We start from the raw sequence: 23755 nt of genomic DNA, 5'->3' as shown, positions 1-23755 counted from the left end.
CGCTTACACCTTCGACACAAGAGGACGGCCGAGCAGGCCTTGAGGCCGAAAGACCAGAACGAGGACCAGCAACGAGAAGCTGAAAACGTCTTTGTAGTCCGAGTTCACCAGACCGGAAAACAGCGACTCGGAAATCCCGAGAATGATCCCGCCGAGCATCGCGCCGGGCAGTGAGCCAATCCCGCCAAGTACCGCGGCGGTGAACGCCTTGATCCCGATGATGAAGCCGGCATAGAAGTCGAATGTGCCGTAGTTCATGGTGATCAGCACACCGGCCAGGGCCGCCATCGCAGCACCGATGATGAATACGTAGGAAATCACCCGATCGGTGTTGATCCCCAGGATCGAAGCCATCTTGCGGTCTTGCTGGGTTGCACGGCACATGCGGCCGAGCTTGGTGTATTTGATGATGTAGGTCAGCGCGGCCATCCCGACAAACGCGGCGACCAGAATGAAGACCTTGGTGTAGGTCAACTGAACGAAACCGGTACCGATATCAACGCGCCAGGCACCCGAGAGCAAAGTCGGAACACCTTGTTGCTTCGCGCCCTGGGAGATCTGTGCGTAGTTTTGCAGGATCAGGGAGATACCGATCGCACTGATCAACGGTGCGAGTCGGGTGGAGTTGCGCAGGGGCTTGTAGGCGACGCGCTCGATGACCCAGCCATACACCGCCGTGACGACGATGGTGAAGATCAGTGTGCCAAGCATCAGCAGCGGGAAGGATTCGATACCGAAGTACGCCAGCAGAGCCAGACTGATTGCCGCGAGGTAAGCGGAAATCATGTAAACCTCGCCGTGGGCGAAGTTGATCATGCCGATGATGCCATAGACCATTGTGTAGCCGATGGCGATCAGGCCATAGACCGACCCGAGGGTCAGGCCGTTGACCAGTTGCTGCAGGAAAATACCATCCATAACGCAATCTCACGCAATGAGAACCTGCACATGTGGCTGTGCGGTTCCTCTAAGGAAAATACAGATATACGTCGGAGCAATGTCAGACACGATCAGGCAGGCCACCACGGCCCCTGTGGGAGCTGGCTTGCCTGCGATAGCGGTTGAACATTCAACAAAGTTGTCGTCTGCCAGTCCGTCATCGTCGGAACGCCGCCCGGAGCAAGCTCGCTCCCACAGGGGACTCGTGGGGTTCACCCGATTGAGTCAGCCCTTACTTCTGTTTTTCCAGCTGGTGGTACTTGCCATCCTTGTCCCACTGGTAAACCACGTAGTCGGAGATTTTCAGGTCGCCCTTGCTGTCCCAGGTCTTCTCGCCCATGACGGTCTTGACCGGGTTCTTCTTCAGCCATGCCGCCGCTTCTTCGCCCTTGTTGGACTTGGCGCCGTTGAAGGCTGCTGCCAGGGTCTGGACCGAAGCGTAGGCGTACAGGGTGTAGCCTTCAGGCTCGGTACCGGCCTTGCGGAAGGCGTCTACCACGGTCTTGCTGTCTGGCAGCATGCGTGGGTCGGCACCGAAGGTCATCAGCACGCCGTCAACGAATTGCGGACCGCCAGCGGTGGTCACCAGTTCGTCGGTCACGATGCCGTCGTCGGACATGAACTTGACGTCTTTCAGGCCTTGTTCACGCAGTTGACGCACCAGAGGACCGGCTTCCGGGTGCAGGCCACCGAAGTAGACGACGTCAGCGCCGGCGCCGCGGATCTTGGTGACGATGGTGCTGAAGTCTTTCTCGCCACGGGTCAGGCCTTCATACAGCACAGGCGTTACGCCGCGCTTGACCAGTTGAGCCTTGGTGGCATCCGCCAGGCCCTGGCCGTAGGTGTCCTTGTCGTGCAGCACGACAACTTTCTTGCCCTTGAGCACGTCGACGATGTAGTCGCCGGCCACGATGCCTTGCTGGTCGTCACGCCCGCACATACGGAACATGGCGCTCAGGCCACGCTCGGTCACAGCCGGGTTGGTGGAGCCTGGAGTGATGGCGATGATGCCTGCTTCGTCGTAGATCTCGGAGGCCGGGATGGTCGACGAGGAGCAGAAGTGACCGACCACGCCGGCGACTTTCTGGTTGGTCAGGTCTTTGGCGACCGTCACAGCCTGTTTCGGTTCGCAGGCGTCATCGCCCTTGACCAGTACGATTTTTTCCCCGTTAACCCCGCCCGCCGCGTTGACCGCATCGGCCGCTGCCTGTGCACCCTTCATGTACTGCTCGCCAAATGCCGCGTTGGCGCCCGTCATTGGTCCCGCTACGCCGATCTTGATGTCAGCCTGAGCAAACGCAGAAACACCCAGCGCAGTTGCCACTGCGAGGGCCAGAAAGCCTTTCTTGTAAAACGTCTGGGACATGAGGTGGTGCTCCATGGTTTTTTTTAATTGGCACTGCGACTTCACTGAATGCTCAGAGCAAGGGCCGTGCCATCGGTTTTTTATTCTGAAAAAAGTCGCTGCTTTCTTGTTATTTCGACTGTTTCGGTCCCATTTTCATTGGGCGTGCAACCGTCTAAACCGCGGAAGGTAAAACCATTATTTTTTTGAGGCGCAACCCGCCTGCGCCATCATTGCAACCGCAGCTTTAAACGACGTGCAACCAGCCTGTAACAACGTGCGTCACCGAAGTGCACACTGCTGGTGCGGGACTGCTACAACCCGCACCACTACAGGCTAGCTGCAGATCGAAAAAGCGCCGCTTCCCACTGCAAAAATCAACCTTCAGATCACGATCCGCAGGCACTGGCCTGCGTGATACAGCGAGAATCCCGCCTCATACAGACAGCTGCGCAACCCCACCCCGGCCAATGGCTGCATGGGCGCGAAAGGAATCGGTAGCGCTTGAGGATTTCCGTTACACAGGTAATCGGCAAAGGCTTTGCCGACCACTGTTCCCGTGGTCACGCCCCGACCGTTGTAACCGGTGACTGCCACTAAACCGGGCGCGGGCTCGAACAGACGCATCAAATGATCGGGAGTAAAGGCGATGCAACCGGTCCAGGTGCACTCCCATTCCACCGGTTTCAGGTACGGAAAATAGTGCTGCTGCACCCGGTCGGCCCAGGCCTTGAGGAACCAGGCCGGTTTCTGATTGCCATTACCCAGGCTGCCAAGCAGCAGGCGACCGTCTTTGTCGCGACGGATACTGCTGAGCACCTGCCGGGTGTCCCAGGAACCCTGGCCACCGGGCAGAATTTGCCGGGCGGCTTCTTCGGTCAGCGGCACCGAGGCCACCTGATAGTAATAACCCGGGAAGAAATTGCGCCGCAGCTCCGTCCAGTCGCCTTCGGTGTAGGCATTGGAGGCAATCACCACCTTCTCGGCCATGACCGAGCCCTGGGCAGTCTGTACTGACCAGCGCTGCCCCTGACGTTCGAGTCGGGTGACCGGGGAGTGATCGAATAATTGACCACCCAGGCCGATGGCCGCTTTGGCCAACCCCGTGGTATAGGCCATCGGGTTGAGCGTGCCAGCGCGGCGATCGAGCAGCGCGGCGGCGATTTTTTTTGTGCCGGTGGCTTGTTCACAAGCTTGCCCGGTGAGCAGCTCTACCGGCGCACCGCGACGTTTCCATTGTTCTTCACGACTGCGCAGATCGGCTTCGCCACGGGCGTTGTGCGCCATGTGCAGCGTGCCTTCGCGGCGCAACTGGCAATCGATGTTGTACTTGTCCACAAGGCTGAACACCAGCGATGGCGCCGCCCCCAGCATGCGGTTGAGCTGGCTGCCGACCGCCTCGCCAAACCCGGCTTCGATCTCGTCCGGGGGAATCCACATCCCGGCGTTGATCAGTCCGACGTTGCGCCCCGAACCACCATGGCCGGCGCGGTGAGCCTCCAGCACACAAACGGTCTTGCCTTGCTCCAGCAGATGCACCGCCGCCGACAAACCGGTAAACCCGGCGCCGATGACGCAGACATCCACCGAGACCTCACCCTTGAGGGCCGAATTGTCCGGCCTCTGCGGCGTCAGTTTTTCCCACAGACACTCTTCGCGTAACGGCATTGCCAGACTCCGAAAATGAAACCTAACCACCCACACAAATCAGTGTGGGAGCGGGCTTGCTCGCGAAAGCGGTATGTCAGTCACCATTAATGTCGGCTGACAGATTGCATTCGCGAGCAAGCCCGCTCCCACAGGGGATCTTGTTTGACTCAAGACTCAGTCAAACGTAATACCCTGCGCCAACGGCAACTCCAGCGAATAGTTCACGGTGTTGGTCTGGCGGCGCATGTAGCCGCGCCACGCATCGGAGCCGGACTCGCGACCGCCGCCGGTTTCTTTCTCGCCACCAAACGCGCCACCGATTTCCGCGCCGCTCGGGCCGATGTTGACGTTGGCAATGCCGCAGTCGCTGCCCACCGCCGACATGAACTGCTCGGCTTCACGCACATCGGTGGTGAAGATGCACGAGGACAGGCCTTGTGGCACGGCGTTATTCAGGCGCAGGGCTTCCTGGAAGTCGCTGTAACCGACCACGTACAGGATCGGGGCGAAGGTTTCGTGGCAGACCACATCGCTCTGCTCCGGCATTTCGACGATGGCCGGCGATACGTAATAGGCATTCGGGAACTTGTCTTCCAGCTGACGCTTGCCGCCGAATACCCGGCCGCCTTCGCTCAGTGCCTGCTCGAGCGCGTCCTGCATGTTGTCGAAGCTTTGTTTGTCGATCAGCGGGCCGATCAGGTTGCCTTCCAGCGGATGGCCGATACGTACTTTCGAGTACGCAGCTTTCAGACGGGTGACGATTTCTTCTTTGACAGACTCATGGGCGATCAGGCGACGCAGGGTGGTGCAGCGCTGACCGGCGGTGCCGACGGCGCTGAACAGAATGGCGCGAACAGCCATGTCCAGGTCGGCGCTTGGGCCGAGGATCATTGCGTTGTTGCCGCCCAGTTCCAGAATGCTGCGGGCGAAACGTGCGGCGATTTTCGGCGCCACTTCACGGCCCATGCGGGTGCTGCCGGTGGCGCTGACCAGCGCGACACGCGGATCATCGACCAAGGCTTCGCCAGCATCTCGACCGCCAATGATCACCTGGCTCAGGTGCGGTGGCGCATCGCTGAAGTTCTTCAGCACACGATCGAACAGCGCCTGGCAAGCCAGTGCGGTCAGCGGGGTTTTTTCCGATGGCTTCCAGATCACCGGGTTGCCGCAGACCAGCGCCAGCGTGGCGTTCCAGGCCCAGACCGCGACCGGGAAGTTGAACGCACTGATCACCCCGACAACGCCCAGCGGGTGCCAGGTTTCACGCATGTGATGGCCAGGACGCTCGGAGGCGATGGTCAAACCGTACAGCTGGCGCGACAGACCGACGGCGAAGTCGCAGATGTCGATCATTTCCTGAACTTCACCCAGGCCTTCCTGGGTGATCTTGCCGGCTTCCCAGGACACCAGCTCGCCGAGGTCGGCCTTGTATTCCCGCAGGATGTCACCCAGTTGCCGCACCAGCTCCCCACGGCGCGGCGCCGGAACCTTGCGCCACAGTTCGAACGCATGATCTGCGCGACTGATGTGCTGCTCGACTTCAGCAGCGCCTTCCCAGTTCACGGCGGCGATCCTGCTGCCATCGATCGGCGAATGCACCGGCACTTTGCCGTTCTGGTACAGGGCCGGGTTCACACCTAGACGATCAAGCAATGCGGCAACCATGGGTCACTCCTCAAGCAAAAGACAGAACACGTGCAGCCGGAAATTCACGGCTGATCAGACCTGTAGTTTTAGCTGCCCGGAGGTTACTCAACAAACGACCATTAAGAGAGATATCATTCCGTTTATTCATGCTGTGCATTGCTGGCAATAAAGAGACAAGAACCAAGGACCGCCCATGCTGAATAAACGCTACTTGCCATCGATCGCTGCGTTGCAGTGCTTCGAGGCCGTCACCCGGCATTTGAGCTTCACCCGGGCCGCCGAAGAGTTGAACCTGACCCAGAGCGCCGTGAGCAAACAGGTTGCGCAACTCGAAGAGCTGCTGCAACACCTGCTGTTTCGCCGGGTGCGCCGCCGCCTGCAGATGACGCCGGCCGGCGACCTGTACCTGGTTGAAGTGCGAAAAATCCTCACGCAGGTCGAGATGTCGACCCATTACCTGCGTTCCTACGGCGGCGAGACTGAAGTACTACGCGTCTCGACACCGCCGACCTTCGGCGCACGCTGGCTAGTGCCTCGCCTGAAAGGCTGGCGCCTGCGTCATCCGTCGATTCACCTGGACCTGTGCAGCGAGCAGGAAGCCGACGATCTGCAGCAAGGGCGCAGCGACCTGGCGTTCTATTTCGGCCAGGGCTCACGGCCCGGCTCCGAATGCCTGAAGCTGTTCGGCGAAGAGCTGGTGCCCGTGTGCGCCCCGGGTAGCCTGCCGGACACACCGTTCACCGATCCGACGCAACTGACTGACCTGGTCCTGCTGCAAAACGCTTCCCGCCCCCAGGCCTGGCATGACTGGTTCGACCATCAGGGCTACCACACCGAGCACAGCTACCACGGCCCGCGCTTCGAAACCTTTTATATGTGCATCCGCGCCGCCCAGGTCGGTTGCGGCGTGGCGTTGTTGCCGCGCTTTCTGGTGGAAGAGGAACTGGCGGACGGCAAACTGGTCATTCCCTGGCAGCATGCAATGCCCAGCACCGACGCCTATTACCTTGCGTACCCGGAGCATTCGGCGGAAGTGCCCAAGGTGCGGGACTTTGTGAAGTGGATGCTGGAGCAGATCGATAGCCCGGAGACGGTGCCACATTAAGCCCTTGCACATCCCCTGTGGGAGCGAGCTTGCTCCGGGCGGCGTTCCGACGATGGCGTCATCACATTCAATGCTTCAATTGACTGTCAGTCCGCTATCGCGAGCAAGCTCGCTCCCACAGGGATCCGCTGCGCTCCAAGAAATCGCTGGCAATCCAGCCCTCTGATATGCGCCACTAGCGCCATTGTTCAATACCGCTGCAACGCTGGAGATTCCCGTTATGAGCGAGAGTGTGTTTGCCGATCGCATCGTGCAGAACCTGCTCGACACCGACTTCTACAAACTGACGATGATGCAGGCGGTGCTGCACAACTACCCGAACGTCGAAGTCGAATGGGAGTTTCGTTGCCGTAACAGCGAGGACTTGCGCCCGTACCTGGCGGAAATCCGTTTCCAGATCGAGCGCTTGGCCGAACTGAGCCTGAGTGCCGACCAGTTGAGCTTTCTGGAACGCATCAGCTTCCTGAAGCCGGACTTCCTGCGTTTTCTCGGGTTGTTTCGCTTCAACCTGCGCTACATCCACACCGGCCTCGAAAACGGTGAACTGTTTATCCGCCTGCGTGGCCCCTGGCTGCATGTGATCCTGTTCGAAGTGCCACTGCTGGCCCTGGTCAGCGAGGTGCGCAACCGCTATCGCTACCGCGAAGTCGTGCTGGAGCAGGCCCGTGAGCAGCTCTACCGCAAGTTCGACTGGCTGAGCGCCAACGCCAGCAGTGATGAATTGTCCGAATTGCAGGTGGCCGATTTCGGCACGCGCCGTCGCTTCTCGTATCGGGTGCAGGAAGAAGTGGTGAATGTGCTCAAGCACGATTTCCCCGGACGCTTCGTCGGCACCAGCAACGTGCACCTGTCCCGGGAACTGGACATGAAGCCCTTGGGCACCATGGCCCACGAATGGATCATGGCGCACCAGCAGCTCGGCCCGCGGCTGATCGACAGCCAGATCGCCGCACTCGATTGCTGGGTCCGCGAATACCGTGGCCTGCTGGGGATTGCCCTGACTGACTGCATCACCAGTGATGCCTTCCTCGGCGATTTCGATCTGTTTTTCGCCAAGCTTTTCGACGGTTTGCGCCACGATTCAGGCGATCCGGTGCTGTGGGCGGAAAAAGCCATCGCCCACTATCACAAGCTCGGCATCGACCCGATGAGCAAGACGCTGACCTTCTCCGATAGCCTGACATTGCCCAAGACCCTGGAGATATTCCGGGCGCTGCGCGGTCGGATCAATGTCAGCTTCGGCATCGGCACCAACCTGACCTGTGATATTCCGGGTGTCGAACCGATGAGCATCGTGCTTAAAATGACCGCCTGCAACGGCCAGCCGGTGGCGAAGATCTCCGACGAGCCAGGCAAGACGCACTGCAAAGACCCGAATTTCGTCGCTTACTTGCGACACGTTTTCCAGGTTCCTGCCGCCCTTTCCAGTACATCAAGCAAGGAGTGAATTCATGCAAGCCGTACAGCGTGAGATTGCTGAACAGCTCAAGGTCCAGCCGCCATTCGCCGACGAAGCCGCCCTTGAGGCCGAAGTCGCCCGGCGGGTGACCTTCATTCAGGACTGCCTGGTCAATTCCGGGCTCAAGACCCTGGTGCTGGGCATCAGTGGCGGCGTCGATTCCCTGACCGCCGGCCTGCTGGCCCAACGTGCAATGCGTGAATTGCGCCAACGCACGGGCGAAGACAGCTACAAGTTCATTGCCGTGCGCCTGCCCTACGAAACCCAGTTCGATGAGCACGACGCCCAGGCTTCGGTGGATTTCATCAAGCCGGACGAGCGCCACACCGTGAACATCGGCCCGGCGGTCAAATCCCTGGCCAATGAAGTGGCAGCCTTCGAAGGCAAACATGCGGTGTCGGTGGACTTCGTGCTCGGCAACACCAAGGCGCGCATGCGCATGGTCGCCCAGTACACCATCGCCGGCGCAGCCCATGGCCTGGTGATCGGCACCGATCACGCGGCGGAAGCGGTGATGGGTTTCTTCACCAAGTTCGGTGACGGCGCCTGCGACCTGGCGCCACTCAGTGGCCTGGTGAAAAACCAGGTCCGCGCCATCGCCCGCAGCTTCGGCGCGCCGGAGTCGCTGGTGGAGAAAGTCCCGACCGCCGACCTCGAAGACCTGTCGCCGGGCAAGCCGGACGAAGCGTCCCACGGCGTGACCTACGCCGAGATCGACGCCTTCCTGCACGGCGACCCGGTGCGTGAAGAGGCGTTCAGGATCATTGTTGATACCTACAACAAGACCCATCACAAGCGGGTAATGCCGTTTGCGCCGTGATTGGTGATTGAATGAAAAAGCCCGCTGAAGTGTTGAGCTTCAGCGGGCTTTTTCTTTGGCCAAAACATGCGTCGATGCTTCTGGCCCCTTCGCGGGCAAGCCCGCTCCCACAGGTACGGTGGTGTCCCTGTGGGAGCGGGCTTGCTCCGGGCGGCGTTCCGACGAAGAACGATGACGCGGTGCGCCTGATTACTTCAGGGTCACGGTACCTTTCATCATCGAGATGTGGCCCGGGAACGAGCAGAAGAAACCGTACTTTTGAGTCGCATCCAGCTTCGACACATCGAAGGTCACCGAGTCGGTTTCCTTGGCGCCGATGATCTTGGTGTGGGCGATCACGCGGACGTCGCCTTCCTTCAGGTAGTTCTTGTCGATGCCGGCGCTCAGGCCGTCGGTAGCGATCGGCTGCATGTCGGCTTCTTTACTCAGCACCCAGTTATGGCCCATGACGTTCTTCGGCAAGCTGCCGGAGTGCTTGAGTTCCACGGTAAACGTCTTGCAGCTCTTGTCGATTTCAATGGCCTTCGTGTCGAAAGACATCTGGTCGGTGGAGTCGACGGTGACTTTGCACTCTGCAGCCATCAATTGGCTGCTGGCCAGTGTCAACAGGGATACCGCAACAAGTTTGGCAAACATGGTGAATCTCCAAGGCAGGGTTAACGAAATCGCGAATGAACAGAAGACTGCCTGAAAACTTCGCAAGTTCATATGACTTGAATCAAAAATTGTATACAACTTTCGAGCTATGACGCCGATGCAAATTATCTACCGGCCAAGTGTCTGGCCCGGGCCTATCATCAGGCCGTCCCCCTTTCAAATGGAACGTCTGTCATGTCGATCAACAGCCTGTTGTGCAGTTTGCTGGCCGCCTACGCTTGCGGCGCCAGCGGTACGTACGAAACCCCGGAACAACAAGTCTAGCCCTTGGAGTGCCGTGCGCCTGCCTTTACTCTGTGGTCCTGATCGACCATGGAGCAAGGCATGTCTTTAACATCCGTTTGTGTATTTTGTGGTGCCAGCACCGGCACCAACCCCGCTTACCGCGAAGCAGCCGTGGCCCTTGGCCGCGCGTTGGCCGAGCGCAAGCTGACCCTGGTGTATGGCGGTGGCGCCGTGGGCCTGATGGGCATCGTCGCCGATGCGGCCCTGGCGGCCGGCGGTGAAGTGATCGGCATCATCCCGCAAAGCCTCAAGGACAAGGAAATCGGCCACAGCGGCCTGACTCGCCTGGAAGTCGTCGATGGTATGCACGCGCGCAAGGCGCGGATGGCCGAGCTCAGCGATGCCTTTATCGCGCTGCCCGGTGGCCTTGGCACCCTCGAAGAACTGTTCGAAGTCTGGACCTGGGGCCAGCTCGGCTATCACGGCAAACCGCTGGGTTTGCTGGAAGTGAACGGTTTCTACAGCAAATTGACGTCTTTTCTCGATCATATCGTCGGCGAAGGCTTCGTTCGCGGGCAGCACCGTGACATGCTGCAAGTGAGCGAATCGCCGCAAACCCTGCTCGATGCTCTGGATGCCTGGCAACCGTCCATAGCGCCAAAATGGGCCGAGCAAAAACCCAGCTAACGGCTTGGCACCGATACAGGGCAGAATATGCGCCGCTCAACCTCACCTTCGACCCCAGAGGATCGCCCATGGCCAAACCTAATTATTCCTTCGCCAAACGTCAGAGAGACTTGGCCAAGGAGCAGAAGAAAGAGGAAAAGCTTCAGCGCAAGAAAGCTACAGCTGAAGAAGCGGCACTGAACCCTGAGGGTGAAGTGGCGGCAGAAGACGATGTTGATGCACCGAAAGACTCAGCGCCCGACGCCTGAGAACCTCCGGGCCCGATAACCTGATCAGGCTCACCGGATCTGTGTAAAGGGTTGGCAGCTTTGCTGCCGACCCTCACAGGCCAATCGAATGACTCCAAAGCACCGCAATTCCCTGTGGGAGCGGGCTTGCTCGCGAAAGCGGTTTCACATCTAAAAATGATGTTCCTGACACTCCGTCTTCGCGAGCAAGCCCGCTCCCACATTTGATCGTTGTTAATCCAGTGGCATCACGGTGACGCGGACTTCGGGATCATGGTTACCGCCTCCCAGAATCACCCCCCGCAACGGCGACACATCGGAAAAATCCCGGCCCCAGGCCAGGGTGATGTGCTCCAGTGCCGGTTGCACATTGTTGGTCGGATCGAAATCCACCCACCCCAGCACCGGGCAAAACACCGAGACCCAGGCGTGGGATGCATCAGCGCCGATCAGCCGTGGCTGACCCGGCGGTGGCTGGGTCAGCAGGTAGCCGCTGATGTAGCGAGCCGCCAACCCTCTGGAACGTACGCAGGCGAGCATCAGGTGGGCAAAGTCCTGGCAGACCCCGCGCCGACGCTCCAGCACCTCCACCAGCGGCGTCGCCACCTGGGTTGCTTCGGCATCGAAGGTGAACTCGCTGAAGATTTTCTCCATCAGCGCCTGCACGCCGAGCAACAACGCTCGACCCGGCGGAAAACAGCTTTCCGAAAACTCGACGAAGTTTCTCTTCAAATGCACATACGGCGATTCAAACCGGTATCGGCAGGCTTCGAGTAGCTCGGGCGACAGCGGTTGGCTGCTGTAGGTCAGCGCGCTACGGGTGTCTTCCCATGCGGGTGACAGATTGAAGTCCAACGCAGGCCGGGGCAGCACTTCAATGGTCAGGCTGGCGTTGACCAGCAATTCATCGTGGGGACGCTCGAACGCCAGCCGGGTCAGCGGATTGCCGAATACATCCAGTTCATCGCGACGCGAGGTCGGCTCGGGGCTGATCTGCAATTGCCGGTCGGTGCAGCGCTGCCAGGCACAAGGCCGCGGCCACAAATGCGCCAATTGCTGGGCCAGGGACACCGGGCTGTCGTAGTGATAATGGGTGTCGTGGAAAATCTGGTAGTAGGCGCTCATCAGACGGACACCGTGCGTTGGCTGACATCGTCGACATGGGCGAAATGCCGTAGCGCCAGACGATCGGAAACCTGCCCGCTGGCGTCGGCGATCTCTTGCAGCAGCGCGGCCAGCCCCTCGATGGCAGCGCGAACACTGGCGTCGCCGAACAGCGGGTTTTCCAGGCAGCCCAGGTCGAATCGCGCCAGACGCTCGACCAATTGCGGCAGCGCTGCTTCACGCGGCACGCCAAAGTCATCGTTGAGGCGTTTGAGGGTGCGGGTCACCAGTTTCAACTGGAACAACACGGCGTGAGGGTTCTGCTCGTCGAGCAATAGCAGGTCGAGCACCGGGATCAGTTGCGCCACCGCCAGGTATCGAGAACGGTAGGTGATGCTGCTGTTGCCCAGTTCCAGCAGCCATTCCAGCCCGGCCTGGTCGAAAGCCCCGGCGCCTCGCAGGAACGCCGCCAGGCTGCCGCTGAGAAATTGCAGGCGCTCGATCCGCCGGCCAATCATCAGGAAACGCCAGCCTTCGTCCCGGGTCATGTCGTCCAGGGCAAAGCCGGACAACGCCGCCAGGGACATCACCAGACGGTTGAGGAAATCCAGCAACTCGCCGAAATCCGGCTCCTCGGTTTCCAGTTCCATGGCTTCGCGCTGCAACTCCACCAGCGCCTGCCAGTTTTCCCGCGAGAGCTTGCCGCGCACCTGTGAAGCGGCCCACTGCAAGCGTTGCAGGTTGGAACGCAGGCTGAACGGCCAGTCATCGCCGAGCAACGCCGCCAACAGGCGCTCCGGCAACTCGCCCTCCTCGGGCAGCAGCATCAGCCGTTCGCCGAGATCCACCGCGGCCTGTAGGGCTTGCGGGTCGTCGCCGTCGACATAGCGCGCCAGCATGATGCGCAACAAACGGGCACTGTCGTCGCAACGTTCGCAGTAACGACCAAACCAGAACAGGTTTTCCACCACCCGCGACGGCAGGTAGGGATCGCGCCGCACCAGATCATGCACACCGATGTTGCGCTGGGCCTTCCATTGTTCGCCGCTGGGCGCACGCTCTCCCAGCACCCAGGTGTCCTTGCTGGCGCCACCGCGTTGCATCGACACCACTTCGGCATCGGCTTGGGCGGCGACCCGGGTCAAGCCGCCGGGCAATACCCGGTAACCCTCACGACTGGCCACCGCATACACGCGCATGCCGATCGCACGGGGTTGCAGTTGACCATCTTCGGCTTGCCAGATCGGCGCCTGGGACAATTGCGCCAGTTCTTGCGCGACATAGGCGTATGGCCGTGCCTGCATGCGCTCGGCGAGCTCCTTGCGCTGTTTTTCACTCAAATCACGGCCAAACACCGGCGCAAAGCTCTGGGACGGAAACGCCGGTTTGATCAGCAATTCCGGCAGTTTCTCCAGGGCCTGGGCCAAAACCGGCGCTTCGCCACACCACCAGGTGGCGATGGACGGCAGGATCAGCTCTTCACCAAACAGGAATTGATTGATCCTCGGCAGAAAACCCAACAAGCCCGGCGATTCCAGCACACCGCTACCGAGGGCATTGGCCACCAGCACCCGCCCCTGCCGCACGGCTTCCAGCAGGCCCGGTACGCCGAGGGCCGAATCGGTACGCAGTTCCAGCGGGTCGCAGAAATCATCGTCGAGCCGGCGCATGATCGCGTGGACCCGACGCAGGCCACTCAGGGTTTTCAAGTAAACCGTGGCGTCGCGCACCGTCAGGTCGCCGCCCTCCACCAGCGGATAACCGAGCTGGCGAGCCAGATACAGATGTTCAAAATAGCTTTCGTTGAAACGCCCCGGTGTCAACAGCACCACCAACGGCGCGTCGCCGTCACTCGGCGCCTGACGGGCCAGGGTTTCCTGCAAGGTGCGGAAGAACCCGGCCAGGTGCTGCACTTTCAGATCGCGGTACAACTCGGGAAAGGCCCGGGAAACAATCGTGCGGTTTTCCAGCGCATACCCGGCACCCGACGGCGCCTGGGTGCGATCCGCCGTCACCCACCAGCGACCATCGGGTGTGCGTGCCAGATCCACGGCATACAGATGCAGAAAGGCTGCGTCAGGCGGGCTGATGCCCTGACAGGGCCAAAGGAAGTTGTTGTGACCGAACACCAGCTCGGCGGGCAGCAGACCTTCGGCAATCAGCCGTTGTGGACCGTAAAGGTCAGCCAGTACGGCATTGAGCAACCGCGCCCGCTGAGCGATGCCGGCCGACAACTGTTGCCACTCATCAGCCGCGATGACATGGGGCAGCAGGTCCAGCTCCCACGGCCGGTCTGCGCCCTTGGGATCGGCATAGACGTTATAGGTAACGCCGTTTTCCTGAATCTGCCGGGTCAGCAGGGCCTGACGCTGCACCAGTTGTGCCGGCGTGCTGCGTTGCAACTGCTCGAACAGCCGGCGCCAGTGCGGGCGTACGGCAGCACTGTCGTCGAGCAGTTCGTGATAGGTGCCCGCCGTCAGCGGGTAGCGGTCTAGCAGGTCAGGCATGGAAAACTCGGCAGACAGCAATGAAGGGTCAGACTAACGCAGGCTCGTGACGCCCGGATATACGAAAAATCCGAGCGTCGCGGACGGTTTAGAAACGTCGCAAATCGAGTGTCATCGGCAGTTCGTCGCTGATTTCCAGATTGGGTACAGGAAGTTTCCCCGGCGTGTGTCCGATGCGGAAGAAGCGCGCCATTCGCCGGCTCTCCGCTTCATTGGCGTTCACCGGCAAGCTGTCGTAGTTGCGCCCGCCCGGATGGGCGACGTGATACTGGCAACCGCCCAGCGAGCGCTGCATCCAGGTATCGAGCAGGTCGAACACCAGGGGCGCGTGGACCGGAATGGTCGGTTGCAGGCAGTTGGCCGGTTGCCAGGCACGAAATCTCACGCCAGCGACGAATTCGCCTACACGCCCGGTGGGCTGCAATGGAACAGGAATGCCGTTGCAGGTCAGCAGATAACGCTGGGGCGGCAAGCCGCTGAGCTTGACCTGCAAACGCTCCAGCGACGAATCCACGTAACGCACCGTACCGCCCATGGCACCCTCTTCGCCCAGCACGTGCCAGGGCTCGAGCGCTTGGCGCAACTCCAGCGCAATGCCACTGACGGCGTAGTCGCCAACCTTGGGGAAGCGGAACTCCAGATGCGCGGCGAACCATTCGGCCCGCACCGGATAACCGGCGGCGTTGAGGTCGACGATGACATCGGCGAAGTCTTGCTCGATAAAGTGCGGCAACAGGAAGCGATCGTGCAGCTCCGTGCCCCAGCGCGCCAGTTTCGGTGGTGCATAGGGCTCGCGCCAGAACCGCGCGACCAGCGCCCGCAGCAACAATTGTTGCGCCAGGCTCATTCGGGCATGGGGCGGCATTTCGAATGCACGCAGCTCCAGCAATCCGAGGCGCCCGGTGGCACCGTCCGGCGAATAGAGCTTGTCGATGCAGAACTCGGCGCGGTGGGTGTTGCCGGTCACATCGATCAGCAGATTGCGCAGCAGTCGATCCACCAACCATGGCGGACATTCTTCACCTGCTTCTGGCATCTGCGCGAAAGCGATCTCCAGTTCGTACAAGGCATCGTTGCGTGCTTCATCGACGCGGGGCGCCTGGGACGTCGGGCCGATGAACAATCCGGAAAACAGGTAGGACAGCGACGGATGGTTATGCCAGTAGCTGATCAGGCTGCGCAGCAGATCCGGGCGACGCAGAAACGGTGAGTCCCCCGGTGTCGCGCCACCCAGCACGAAATGGTTACCGCCGCCCGTGCCGGTATGCCGGCCGTCGATCATGAATTTCTCGGTGGTCAGCCGGGTCTGGCGCGCTTCTTCGTAGAGGAATTCGGTGCGTTCGACCAGCTCATCCCAGGTCGCGGACGGCTGCACGTTGACCTCGATCACCCCCGGATCCGGGGTGATGCGGAAGTTGCTCAGGCGTGAATCGCTCGGCGGCTCATAGCCCTCCAGCAACACCGGGCACATCAACTCCTGCGCGGTGGCTTCGATGGCAGCGACCAGTTCGAGGTAATCCTCGACCCGCTCCAGCGGCGGCATGAACAGATACAACCGGCCTTCCCGCGCCTCGGCGCAGAAGGCGGTACGGGTCAGCCAGTCGGCGGATTCGTCGATCTTCGGTGCGCGCTCTTTTACCTCGGCAGCTTCGCTTTGGCTTTGCAGTTGCGCGGTGTCGGGCAGTGGCGGGAAGTCTTGATTCGGGTCTTGCGGATGAATGAACGGATATTCCGCCGCTTTCACCCAAGGCTGCGACCCCAGCGGCAAGCGATACCCCAACGGTGAGTCCCCCGGCACCAGGCGGCAGTGCTCGTCGCGCAGATACCAGCGCCCGCTCTGCCACTGGTCGCCCTTGGCGGTGCGCGCCAGCGGCAGGACCTGGCCGATGACCTTGTCCAAACCTTGACTGAAGACCTTGCGCAGACGCTCACGCTCCAAAGGCTCTTCCAGACGCGAGTCTTCGGCGCTGACGTTTTGCGGCAACATCCCTTCGCGCCAGAGGTAATAGAAATTGTCTTCGTAGGCCGCAAACACAAAGCGTGTCGGAATTTTCAGGCGTTCGGCGACACTCGCCAGAAAACGCCCGGCCAGCGCTCCGTCGGCGCCATAGTCTTCCTGCTCATCGGCGATCAGCGCACTGCTGTGCCAGATCGGCACGCCGTCACGGCGCCAGTAGCAATTGAGCGACCAGCGCGGCAGTTGCTCGCCGGGGTACCACTTGCCCTGCCCGAAATGCACCAGCCCCTGGGGTGCGTAGTGTTTACGCATGCGCTGGAACAGTTCGGCGGACAAGCGTCGTTTATCCGGCCCCAGTGCCGCGGTATTCCACTCGGCACCGTCCGGGTCATCGATGGATACAAAGGTCGGCTCGCCGCCCATGGTCAGGCGCACATCGCCCTCCAGCAAGTCGGCATCGATCTGTCGGCCCAGGGCCTGGATCGCCAGCCACTGGTCGTCGGTGTAGGGCTTGGTGACCCGTGGAGCTTCCCAAATCCGCTCCACGGACATTTCGTGGCTGAATTCACACTCGCACGGCTCCACCAAACCACTGATTGGCGCCGCAGAGGACGGATCGGGACTACAGGCCAACGGAATGTGTCCTTCACCGGCAAACAGCCCGGAGGTCGCATCCAGGCCGATCCAGCCGGCGCCGGGCAGGTACACCTCGCACCAGGCATGCAGGTCGGTGAAATCCACTTCGGTGCCGGACGGACCGTCGAGACTTTTGACGTCGGCGGTCAGCTGGATCAGGTAGCCCGACACAAAACGCGCCGCCAGCCCCAGGTTGCGCAGCAGTTGCACCAGCAACCACGCGGAGTCGCGGCACGACCCGGAGGCCTGGTCGAGGGTGTGTTCAGGTGTTTGTACGCCGGGCTCCATGCGGATCAGGTAGTCGATGTCTTCGCTCAGGCGCTGGTTGAGCGCGACGAGAAAGTCCACAGCGGGCAATGGCGTGCGATCGATCCCGTCCAGGTAGGCCTTGAACTTCGGCGTCAGGGGCAGGGTTTCCAGGTACGGCGCCAGCTCCTTGCGCTCATCTGCGGCATAGGCGAAGGGAATTTTTTCCGCGTAGGGTTCGAGGAAGAAGTCGAACGGATTGAAGATCGCCATTGCTGCCAGCAGATCGACTTCGATTCGCAATTCCTCGGTTTTTTCCGGGAACACCAGCCGCGCCAGGTAATTGCCCTGAGGGTCCTGCTGCCAGTTGATGAAGTGCTGTTCGGGGGAGACTTTCAGCGCATAGGACAGAATCCGCGTACGGCTGTGGGCAGCGGGACGCAGGCGAACGATCTGCGGGCCGAGCTCGACAGCGCGGTCATAGCGGTAATGGGTGATGTGGTGCAATGCGACATGAATCGACACGGCGTGCCTCCTGCGAGCCTTAAGCGTATGGGAAAGCGCGCAAGACTTATGCCATCCAGCAGTGCTGGCGCTTTCTTTGATTGCCTGAGGCAGTACAGCACCAAAATCGGGCGATGCAGGAAAATGATTGGGCGTAGGTGCACGTAAATGTGGCGACCAACCAAAAATTGGTTGGCAATTCCGGCCTCTTCGCGGGCAAGCCCGCTCCCACAGGGATTTGCTGTGAACACGAAACTGTTGGCAACCCCGAATACCTGTGGGAGCGGGCTTGCCCGCGAAGGGGCCAGTTGCTCCAACAAACCTTTCAGCCTTGAATGCAAAACGCCAACCCGAAGGTTGGCGTTCTGTTCAGCTCAAGCGCAGCTTAGCGCGGCACGACCGGCTTGCGGGTCGGCTTTGGCCCCTTGCCTTTGGCCGCGTCCTTGCGTTCCTTGGCCGCCTGCTGGTTGCGGGCGAACGCCGCAGCCTTGGCCTGTTCGCGCTTGTCCCACGGGTTGCCGCCATCGCTGGCGCGCGGTGGCAGGCCGGTATGCTGGGTCAGGATCTTGGTGGTCTTTTCCCCTGCAACCTTGTGGCTGCCGGCCGGCGTCGAGTTCTTGCGACGGGCGCTCTGGTAGCTGTCAGTCGACGGCTGGTGCAAAGGAATCAACTGGTTCTTGCCCGGCCCGATCAGGTCGGCGCGGCCCATGCGGGTCAGTGCCTCACGCAGCATCGGCCAGCCTTTCGGATCGTGATAACGCAAGAACGCCTTGTGCAGACGGCGCTGCTCTTCGCTCTTGACGATGGTCACCGCGTCACTCTTGTAGGTGACCTTGCGCAGCGGGTTCTTGCCCGAGTGGTACATCGCGGTGGCGGTGGCCATCGGCGACGGGTAGAACGCCTGCACCTGGTCGGCACGGAAGCCGTTGCCCTTGAGCCACAAGGCCAGGTTCATCATGTCTTCATCGGTGGTGCCCGGGTGGGCGGCGATGAAGTACGGAATCAGGTACTGCTCCTTGCCCGCTTCCTTGGAGTACTTCTCGAACATGCGCTTGAACTTGTCATAGCTGCCGATGCCCGGTTTCATCATCTGGTTGAGCGGACCTTCCTCGGTGTGTTCCGGGGCGATCTTCAGGTAACCACCGACGTGGTGGGTCACCAACTCTTTAACGTACTCCGGCGACTCGACCGCCAGGTCATAGCGCAGGCCGGAAGCGATCAGGATCTTCTTCACGCCCGGCAACTCACGGGCGCTGCGGTACAGCTGGATCAGCGCCGAGTGGTCAGTGTTCAGGTTCGGACAGATACCAGGGAACACACACGATGGCTTGCGGCACGCGGATTCGATTTCCGGGCTCTTGCACGCGATTCGGTACATGTTGGCGGTCGGGCCGCCGAGGTCGGAGATCACGCCAGTAAAGCCCGGGACCTTGTCGCGAATTTCTTCGATTTCGCGAATGATCGACTCGTGGGAACGGTTCTGGATGATCCGGCCTTCGTGCTCGGTGATCGAGCAGAAGGTGCAGCCGCCGAAGCAGCCACGCATGATATTCACCGAGAAACGGATCATGTCGTAGGCCGGGATCTTCTCCTTGCCATACGCCGGGTGCGGAATGCGCGCATAAGGCATGCCGAACACGTAGTCCATTTCTTCGGTGGTCATCGGAATCGGTGGCGGGTTGAACCAGACGTCGACTTCGCCGTGCTTCTGCACCAGCGCACGGGCGTTGCCCGGGTTGGTTTCCAGGTGCAATACGCGGTTGGCGTGGGCATAAAGCACCGCATCGCCACGGACTTTTTCAACCGACGGCAAGCGGATCACGGTCTTGTCGCGGGTCATGCGCGGGCTGGCCAGGATCTGTACGACCTTGGCTTCCTGCGGATCCTCGACCGGCCCCTTTTCCTGCTCGATGGCGCAGGCTTGGGTGTCCTGGGTATTCACGTACGGGTTGATGATCTTGTCGATCTTGCCCGGACGGTCGATGCGCGTGGAGTCGACTTCATACCAGTCTTTCGGCGTGTCACGACGAATGAACGCGGTGCCGCGCACGTCGGTGATGTCTTCGATCTTGTGACCGAACGACAGACGCTGGGCGACTTCAACGATTGCTCGCTCGGCGTTGCCATAAAGCAGGATGTCGGCGCAGGCGTCGATCAGGATCGAGTTGCGGACACGGTCTTGCCAGTAATCGTAATGCGCGATGCGGCGCAGGGATGCTTCGATACCGCCGAGTACGATCGGCACGTGCTTGTAGGCTTCCTTGCAGCGCTGGCTGTAGACCAGGCTGGCGCGGTCCGGACGCTTGCCGGCCAGGCCACCCGGCGTATAGGCATCGTCGGAACGGATTTTCTTGTCCGCGGTGTAGCGGTTGATCATCGAGTCCATGTTGCCGGCCGCGACACCGAAGAACAGGTTCGGCTCACCGAGCTTCATGAAATCGTCTTTGGACTGCCAGTTCGGCTGGGCAATGATCCCGACGCGGAAGCCCTGGGACTCCAGCAGCCGGCCGATGATCGCCATGCCGAACGACGGGTGATCGACGTACGCATCACCGGTGACGATGATGATGTCGCAGGAATCCCAGCCGAGCTGATCCATCTCCTCCCTGCTCATGGGCAGGAACGGCGCTGGCCCGAAACATTCGGCCCAGTACTTGGGATAGTCAAATAACGGCTTGGCTGCTTGCATGTCGATAACCGGTGTTGGCTTTCATTGAATTTCGCGGGCGCGGAATATAGCACAAATTTTGACCAATTCCGACGGCTATGGTCGGAAATTGCGCGTTGCTCATGTGGGAGCGGGCTTGCTCGCGAAGGCGATGCGTCAGTCGACATTGATGTTATCTGACATACCGCCTTCGCGAGCAAGCCCGCTCCCACAGGTTACTCGTCGTCGTCGAAGTTGTAGCTACCCGGCGCCAGGTTCTCGAAGCGGGTGTACTTGCCGATGAACGCCAGGCGAATAAAGCCGATCGGGCCGTTCCGCTGCTTGCCGATGATGATTTCAGCAATGCCCTTGTGCTCGGTTTCCGGGTGATACACCTCGTCGCGATACACGAACATGATCACGTCGGCGTCCTGCTCGATCGCTCCGGATTCCCGCAAGTCGGAGTTCACCGGGCGTTTGTTCGGACGTTGTTCCAGGGAACGGTTGAGCTGCGAGAGCGCCACAACCGGGCATTGGAATTCTTTCGCCAGGGCTTTCAGGGACCGGGAGATTTCGGAAATCTCGTTGGTCCGGTTATCGCCACTGGAACCCGGGATCTGCATCAGTTGCAGGTAGTCGATCATGATCAAGCCGACTTCGCCGTGTTCACGCACCAGACGGCGGGTCCGGGCGCGCATTTCCGACGGGCTGATGCCGGCGGTATCGTCGATGAACAACTTGCGGTCGTTGAGCAGGTTGACCGCCGAGGTCAGGCGCGGCCAGTCGTCATCTTCAAGCTGACCGGAACGGACCTTGGTCTGGTCGATACGGCCGAGGGACGAGAGCATACGCATGATCAGCGATTCGCCTGGCATCTCCAGCGAGTAAACCAGGACGGCCTTCTCGCTGCGCAACACGGCGTTTTCCACCAGGTTCATCGCAAAGGTGGTTTTACCCATCGATGGACGGCCGGCGACGATGATCAGGTCGGACGGTTGCAGGCCGCTGGTTTTCTCGTCGAGGTCGGTGTAACCCGTGGACAGCCCGGTAATGGCGTTGTCGGTGTTGAACAAGGTGTCGATGCGGTCGATGGCCTTGGTCAGCAGGTCATTGACGCCCACCGGGCCACCGGTTTTCGGTCGGGCCTCGGCGATCTGGAAGATCTGCCGTTCAGCCTCGTCGAGAATCTCGGCGGCAGTGCGACCCTCAGGGTTGAACGCGCTGTCGGCAATCTCGGTACTGATACCGATCAGTTGGCGCAACGTCGCCCGCTCGCGAACGATCTGCGCATAGGCCTTGATGTTGGCGACAGACGGGGTGTTTTTCGCCAGCTCGCCGAGGTAGCCAAGGCCGCCGACTTGCGAGGTCTGACCTTCCTTGTCCAGTTGCTCGGACAGGGTCACGACGTCGATCGGCATGTTCTGATCGGCCAGTTTGGCGATCGCACGGAAAATCAGGCGGTGGTCATGTCGATAGAAATCGCCGTCGGAGACTTGATCGAGCACGCGTTCCCAGGCGTTGTTGTCCAGCATCAGACCACCGAGTACAGCCTGTTCGGCTTCGATGGAATGCGGCGGCACCTTCAGCGCGGCGGTTTGCAGATCGTATTGCTCAGGAGCGGAGATATCGTTCATGGCCTCTTGATTCTTGGTGATAAAAAGCAGGGGTTTCAGAAAGACAAAGGGCACGACCTGTAAACAGGATCGTGCCCGATGTTACCGGCAAGCACCCGAGGGTGCCAGCCGACAAGTGCTGCTTAAGCTGCTACCACGACAACGCGTACGGTGGCTTCAACTTCGGCGTGCAGGTGCACGGCTACGTCGAATTCGCCTACGTTGCGGATGGTGCCGTTCGGCAGACGAACTTCGCTCTTCTGCACTTCAACGCCGGAGGCGGTCAGTGCGTCAGCGATGTCGTGAGTACCGATCGAACCGAACAGCTTGCCTTCGTCGCCAGCGGTGGCAGTGATGGTCACTTCCAGCTCGGCCAGTTGGGCAGCGCGGCTTTCAGCCGACGATTTACGATCTGCTGCTGCTTTTTCCAGCTCGGCACGACGCTCTTCGAACGCAGCCAGGTTGGCTGGGGTCGCAGCGGTAGCTTTGCCGTAAGGCAGCAGGTAGTTACGACCGTAACCAGCCTTAACGTTCACTTTGTCACCCAGGTTGCCCAGGTTGGTGACTTTTTCCAGAAGGATCAGTTGCATGTGAAAATCCTCTTAACTTTTAACCTTCACCGTTCGCGTTATCGGCATCTTTCGGTGCCGAACGACCGCGAAAATCAATCAGGCTGTCGACGATGGCCAGGACCACCAGCAACGGATAGATCAGTTGCATGAATAGCAACAGCGTCACGTACAACCCCACCAGCCAGAACCTGGCCAGTCGCTTCTGCGCCACCAGCCCGTGAATCAGGGCCAGCCCGGCGAACACCAGCGGTACACTGCACAACGGCGTCAACATGGCCATCTGTGGGCCGATGTTCGGCCCCAGAAGCATGCACGCCAGCAGCAACATCGCCGGCAACAGCGGGATGCGGATGGCGCGAAACTCGCGACCAAAACCGCCCGGGTTGTACAACAACGCCTGCCAGTAGCGCCCGACAAGCAGGCTCAGCAAGCTGACGATTTGCAACAACGCCGCAATCAGGCCGGTCAGGACCGGTGCAATCAGGGACGCGAAACGCGCTTGTTCGTCTACCGACAACTTCTGGTAGACATCGCCGAGTAGCGACGGCATGACTTTGATCAAAGCCTGCGCCAGCATCTCGATCTGGGGAGCAAAAGCTGTCCCCAACACCACTGAAAACACCACTCCCATCGCTATGCTGACCAGCAGCACGCGGTTCCAGGACTCGCTTGCGCGCAAAACCAACGCAAGGCTCGCAGACCCCAGCAGCACCAGAAGTGCCCGTGGGTCGTCGGAGTAAAGCCACCAGGCCAATGCCGGCAGCAGTCCCAGAGCAAGAACGCCCAGGGCGTCCCTCAATCCGCGCCGCAGGAGCACAAGGCATCCGGCGGCAGCACCCAACCAATACAACAACGGCAATGCCGCGCATCCAGCCACTACCAGAGTGGCCTGCATACGGCCGCGCATGATGAACTCAGCTATGGCCCGCATGCATTCAATCCTTTGCTACGTGTCGACTGCCCGGTCTCAGCGGCCGTGGCTGTCGGTGTAGGCCAGCAGGGCCAGGAAGCGGGCGCGCTTGATAGCGGTGGCCAGCTGACGCTGATAACGAGCTTTGGTACCGGTGATGCGGCTTGGAACAATTTTGCCGGTCTCGGATACGTAGGCTTTCAGAGTGTTGAGATCTTTGTAATCGATCTCTTTCACGTCTTCAGCGGTGAAGCGGCAGAATTTACGACGACGGAAGAAACGTGCCATGTAATTGGCT

General features: G+C 60.5%; 18 protein-coding genes. 5 read left to right on the top strand and 13 right to left on the bottom strand.

The window, feature by feature from the left end:
• Nucleotides 1-3: 3 nt before the first annotated feature.
• From KGB28_RS20875 to KGB28_RS20860, 4 genes are all read right to left on the bottom strand, one after another.
• A complete protein-coding gene (locus KGB28_RS20875; RefSeq protein ID WP_008048116.1) occupies nt 4-918 on the bottom strand; it encodes an ABC transporter permease subunit in 915 nt (304 codons plus the stop codon).
• A gap of 253 nt (nt 919-1171) precedes the next feature.
• Entirely contained in the window at nt 1172-2305 is a 1134-nt protein-coding gene (locus tag KGB28_RS20870) for an ABC transporter substrate-binding protein (protein ID WP_053153757.1), read from the bottom strand.
• Between the two features lie 363 nt (nt 2306-2668).
• The gene (locus tag KGB28_RS20865; RefSeq protein ID WP_223447635.1) at nt 2669-3952 is read right to left on the bottom strand and encodes an NAD(P)/FAD-dependent oxidoreductase; all 1284 of its coding nucleotides are present in this window, start codon (nt 3950-3952) and stop codon (nt 2669-2671) included.
• A gap of 156 nt (nt 3953-4108) precedes the next feature.
• Nucleotides 4109-5599, bottom strand: a complete 1491-nt coding sequence (locus KGB28_RS20860; RefSeq protein WP_223447633.1) for an aldehyde dehydrogenase family protein — start codon at nt 5597-5599, stop codon at nt 4109-4111.
• Between the two features lie 175 nt (nt 5600-5774).
• On the opposite strand from KGB28_RS20860, the gene KGB28_RS20855 reads away from it, so the two are divergent.
• The 3 genes from KGB28_RS20855 to nadE all read left to right on the top strand — a co-directional run bounded on the left by KGB28_RS20855 (nt 5775) and on the right by nadE (nt 8965).
• Nucleotides 5775-6686 carry a LysR family transcriptional regulator gene (locus KGB28_RS20855; RefSeq protein ID WP_223447632.1) on the top strand — a complete coding sequence of 304 codons (912 nt, stop codon included), beginning with the start codon at nt 5775-5777 and terminating at the stop codon, nt 6684-6686.
• A gap of 220 nt (nt 6687-6906) precedes the next feature.
• Complete coding sequence (pncB, locus tag KGB28_RS20850) at nt 6907-8133, top strand: nicotinate phosphoribosyltransferase (RefSeq protein WP_223447630.1); 1227 nt, start codon at nt 6907-6909, stop codon at nt 8131-8133.
• A gap of 4 nt (nt 8134-8137) precedes the next feature.
• A complete protein-coding gene (gene nadE / locus KGB28_RS20845; protein ID WP_223447628.1) occupies nt 8138-8965 on the top strand; it encodes an ammonia-dependent NAD(+) synthetase in 828 nt (275 codons plus the stop codon).
• 189 nt (nt 8966-9154) lie between these two features.
• Here the strand turns inward: nadE and azu are convergent, their stop codons facing one another.
• Nucleotides 9155-9601 carry an azurin gene (azu, locus tag KGB28_RS20840; RefSeq protein WP_223447626.1) on the bottom strand — a complete coding sequence of 149 codons (447 nt, stop codon included), beginning with the start codon at nt 9599-9601 and terminating at the stop codon, nt 9155-9157.
• Between the two features lie 345 nt (nt 9602-9946).
• Between azu and KGB28_RS20835 the strand changes: the two genes are divergently transcribed.
• On the top strand, nt 9947-10534 hold the full coding sequence (locus tag KGB28_RS20835) for a TIGR00730 family Rossman fold protein (protein WP_057397746.1): 588 nt from the start codon (nt 9947-9949) through the stop codon (nt 10532-10534).
• A 68-nt stretch (nt 10535-10602) separates the two neighbouring features.
• Nucleotides 10603-10782: a hypothetical protein gene (locus KGB28_RS20830; protein WP_007973286.1), complete on the top strand. Its 180-nt coding sequence runs from the start codon at nt 10603-10605 to the stop codon at nt 10780-10782.
• Between the two features lie 213 nt (nt 10783-10995).
• Here KGB28_RS20830 and KGB28_RS20825 read toward each other — a convergent pair whose 3' ends face one another.
• The 8 genes from KGB28_RS20825 to rpsR form a co-directional block, all read right to left on the bottom strand.
• Nucleotides 10996-11886, bottom strand: coding sequence for a transglutaminase N-terminal domain-containing protein (locus KGB28_RS20825; RefSeq protein WP_223447624.1), 891 nt, complete (start codon nt 11884-11886; stop codon nt 10996-10998).
• Complete coding sequence (locus tag KGB28_RS20820; protein WP_223447622.1) at nt 11886-14372, bottom strand: circularly permuted type 2 ATP-grasp protein; 2487 nt, start codon at nt 14370-14372, stop codon at nt 11886-11888. Before KGB28_RS20820 ends, KGB28_RS20825 begins: the two co-directional genes overlap by 1 nt.
• A gap of 88 nt (nt 14373-14460) precedes the next feature.
• On the bottom strand, nt 14461-17736 hold the full coding sequence (locus KGB28_RS20815) for a DUF2126 domain-containing protein (RefSeq protein ID WP_223447620.1): 3276 nt from the start codon (nt 17734-17736) through the stop codon (nt 14461-14463).
• Nucleotides 17737-18100: 364 nt separating this feature from the next.
• On the bottom strand, nt 18101-20404 hold the full coding sequence (locus KGB28_RS20810; protein WP_150727873.1) for a YgiQ family radical SAM protein: 2304 nt from the start codon (nt 20402-20404) through the stop codon (nt 18101-18103).
• Between the two features lie 194 nt (nt 20405-20598).
• Nucleotides 20599-21996 (bottom strand): replicative DNA helicase, encoded by a 1398-nt coding sequence (gene dnaB, locus KGB28_RS20805; protein ID WP_223447618.1) that lies wholly within the window; start codon nt 21994-21996, stop codon nt 20599-20601.
• Nucleotides 21997-22118: 122 nt separating this feature from the next.
• Nucleotides 22119-22565 (bottom strand): 50S ribosomal protein L9, encoded by a 447-nt coding sequence (gene rplI, locus KGB28_RS20800; RefSeq protein WP_034149636.1) that lies wholly within the window; start codon nt 22563-22565, stop codon nt 22119-22121.
• Nucleotides 22566-22584: 19 nt separating this feature from the next.
• Nucleotides 22585-23478 (bottom strand): hypothetical protein, encoded by an 894-nt coding sequence (locus KGB28_RS20795; protein ID WP_223447616.1) that lies wholly within the window; start codon nt 23476-23478, stop codon nt 22585-22587.
• Nucleotides 23479-23514: 36 nt separating this feature from the next.
• Complete coding sequence (gene rpsR / locus KGB28_RS20790) at nt 23515-23745, bottom strand: 30S ribosomal protein S18 (protein WP_002551829.1); 231 nt, start codon at nt 23743-23745, stop codon at nt 23515-23517.
• Nucleotides 23746-23755 lie beyond the last annotated feature (10 nt).

Source organism: Pseudomonas sp. BF-R-19 (assembly GCF_019956445.1).
In the GTDB taxonomy this organism is placed as follows: Bacteria; Pseudomonadota; Gammaproteobacteria; order Pseudomonadales; family Pseudomonadaceae; genus Aquipseudomonas; species Aquipseudomonas fluorescens_BH.
Note: the sequence above shows the minus strand (reverse complement) of the source record. Positions and strands in the feature narration are given on the sequence as shown.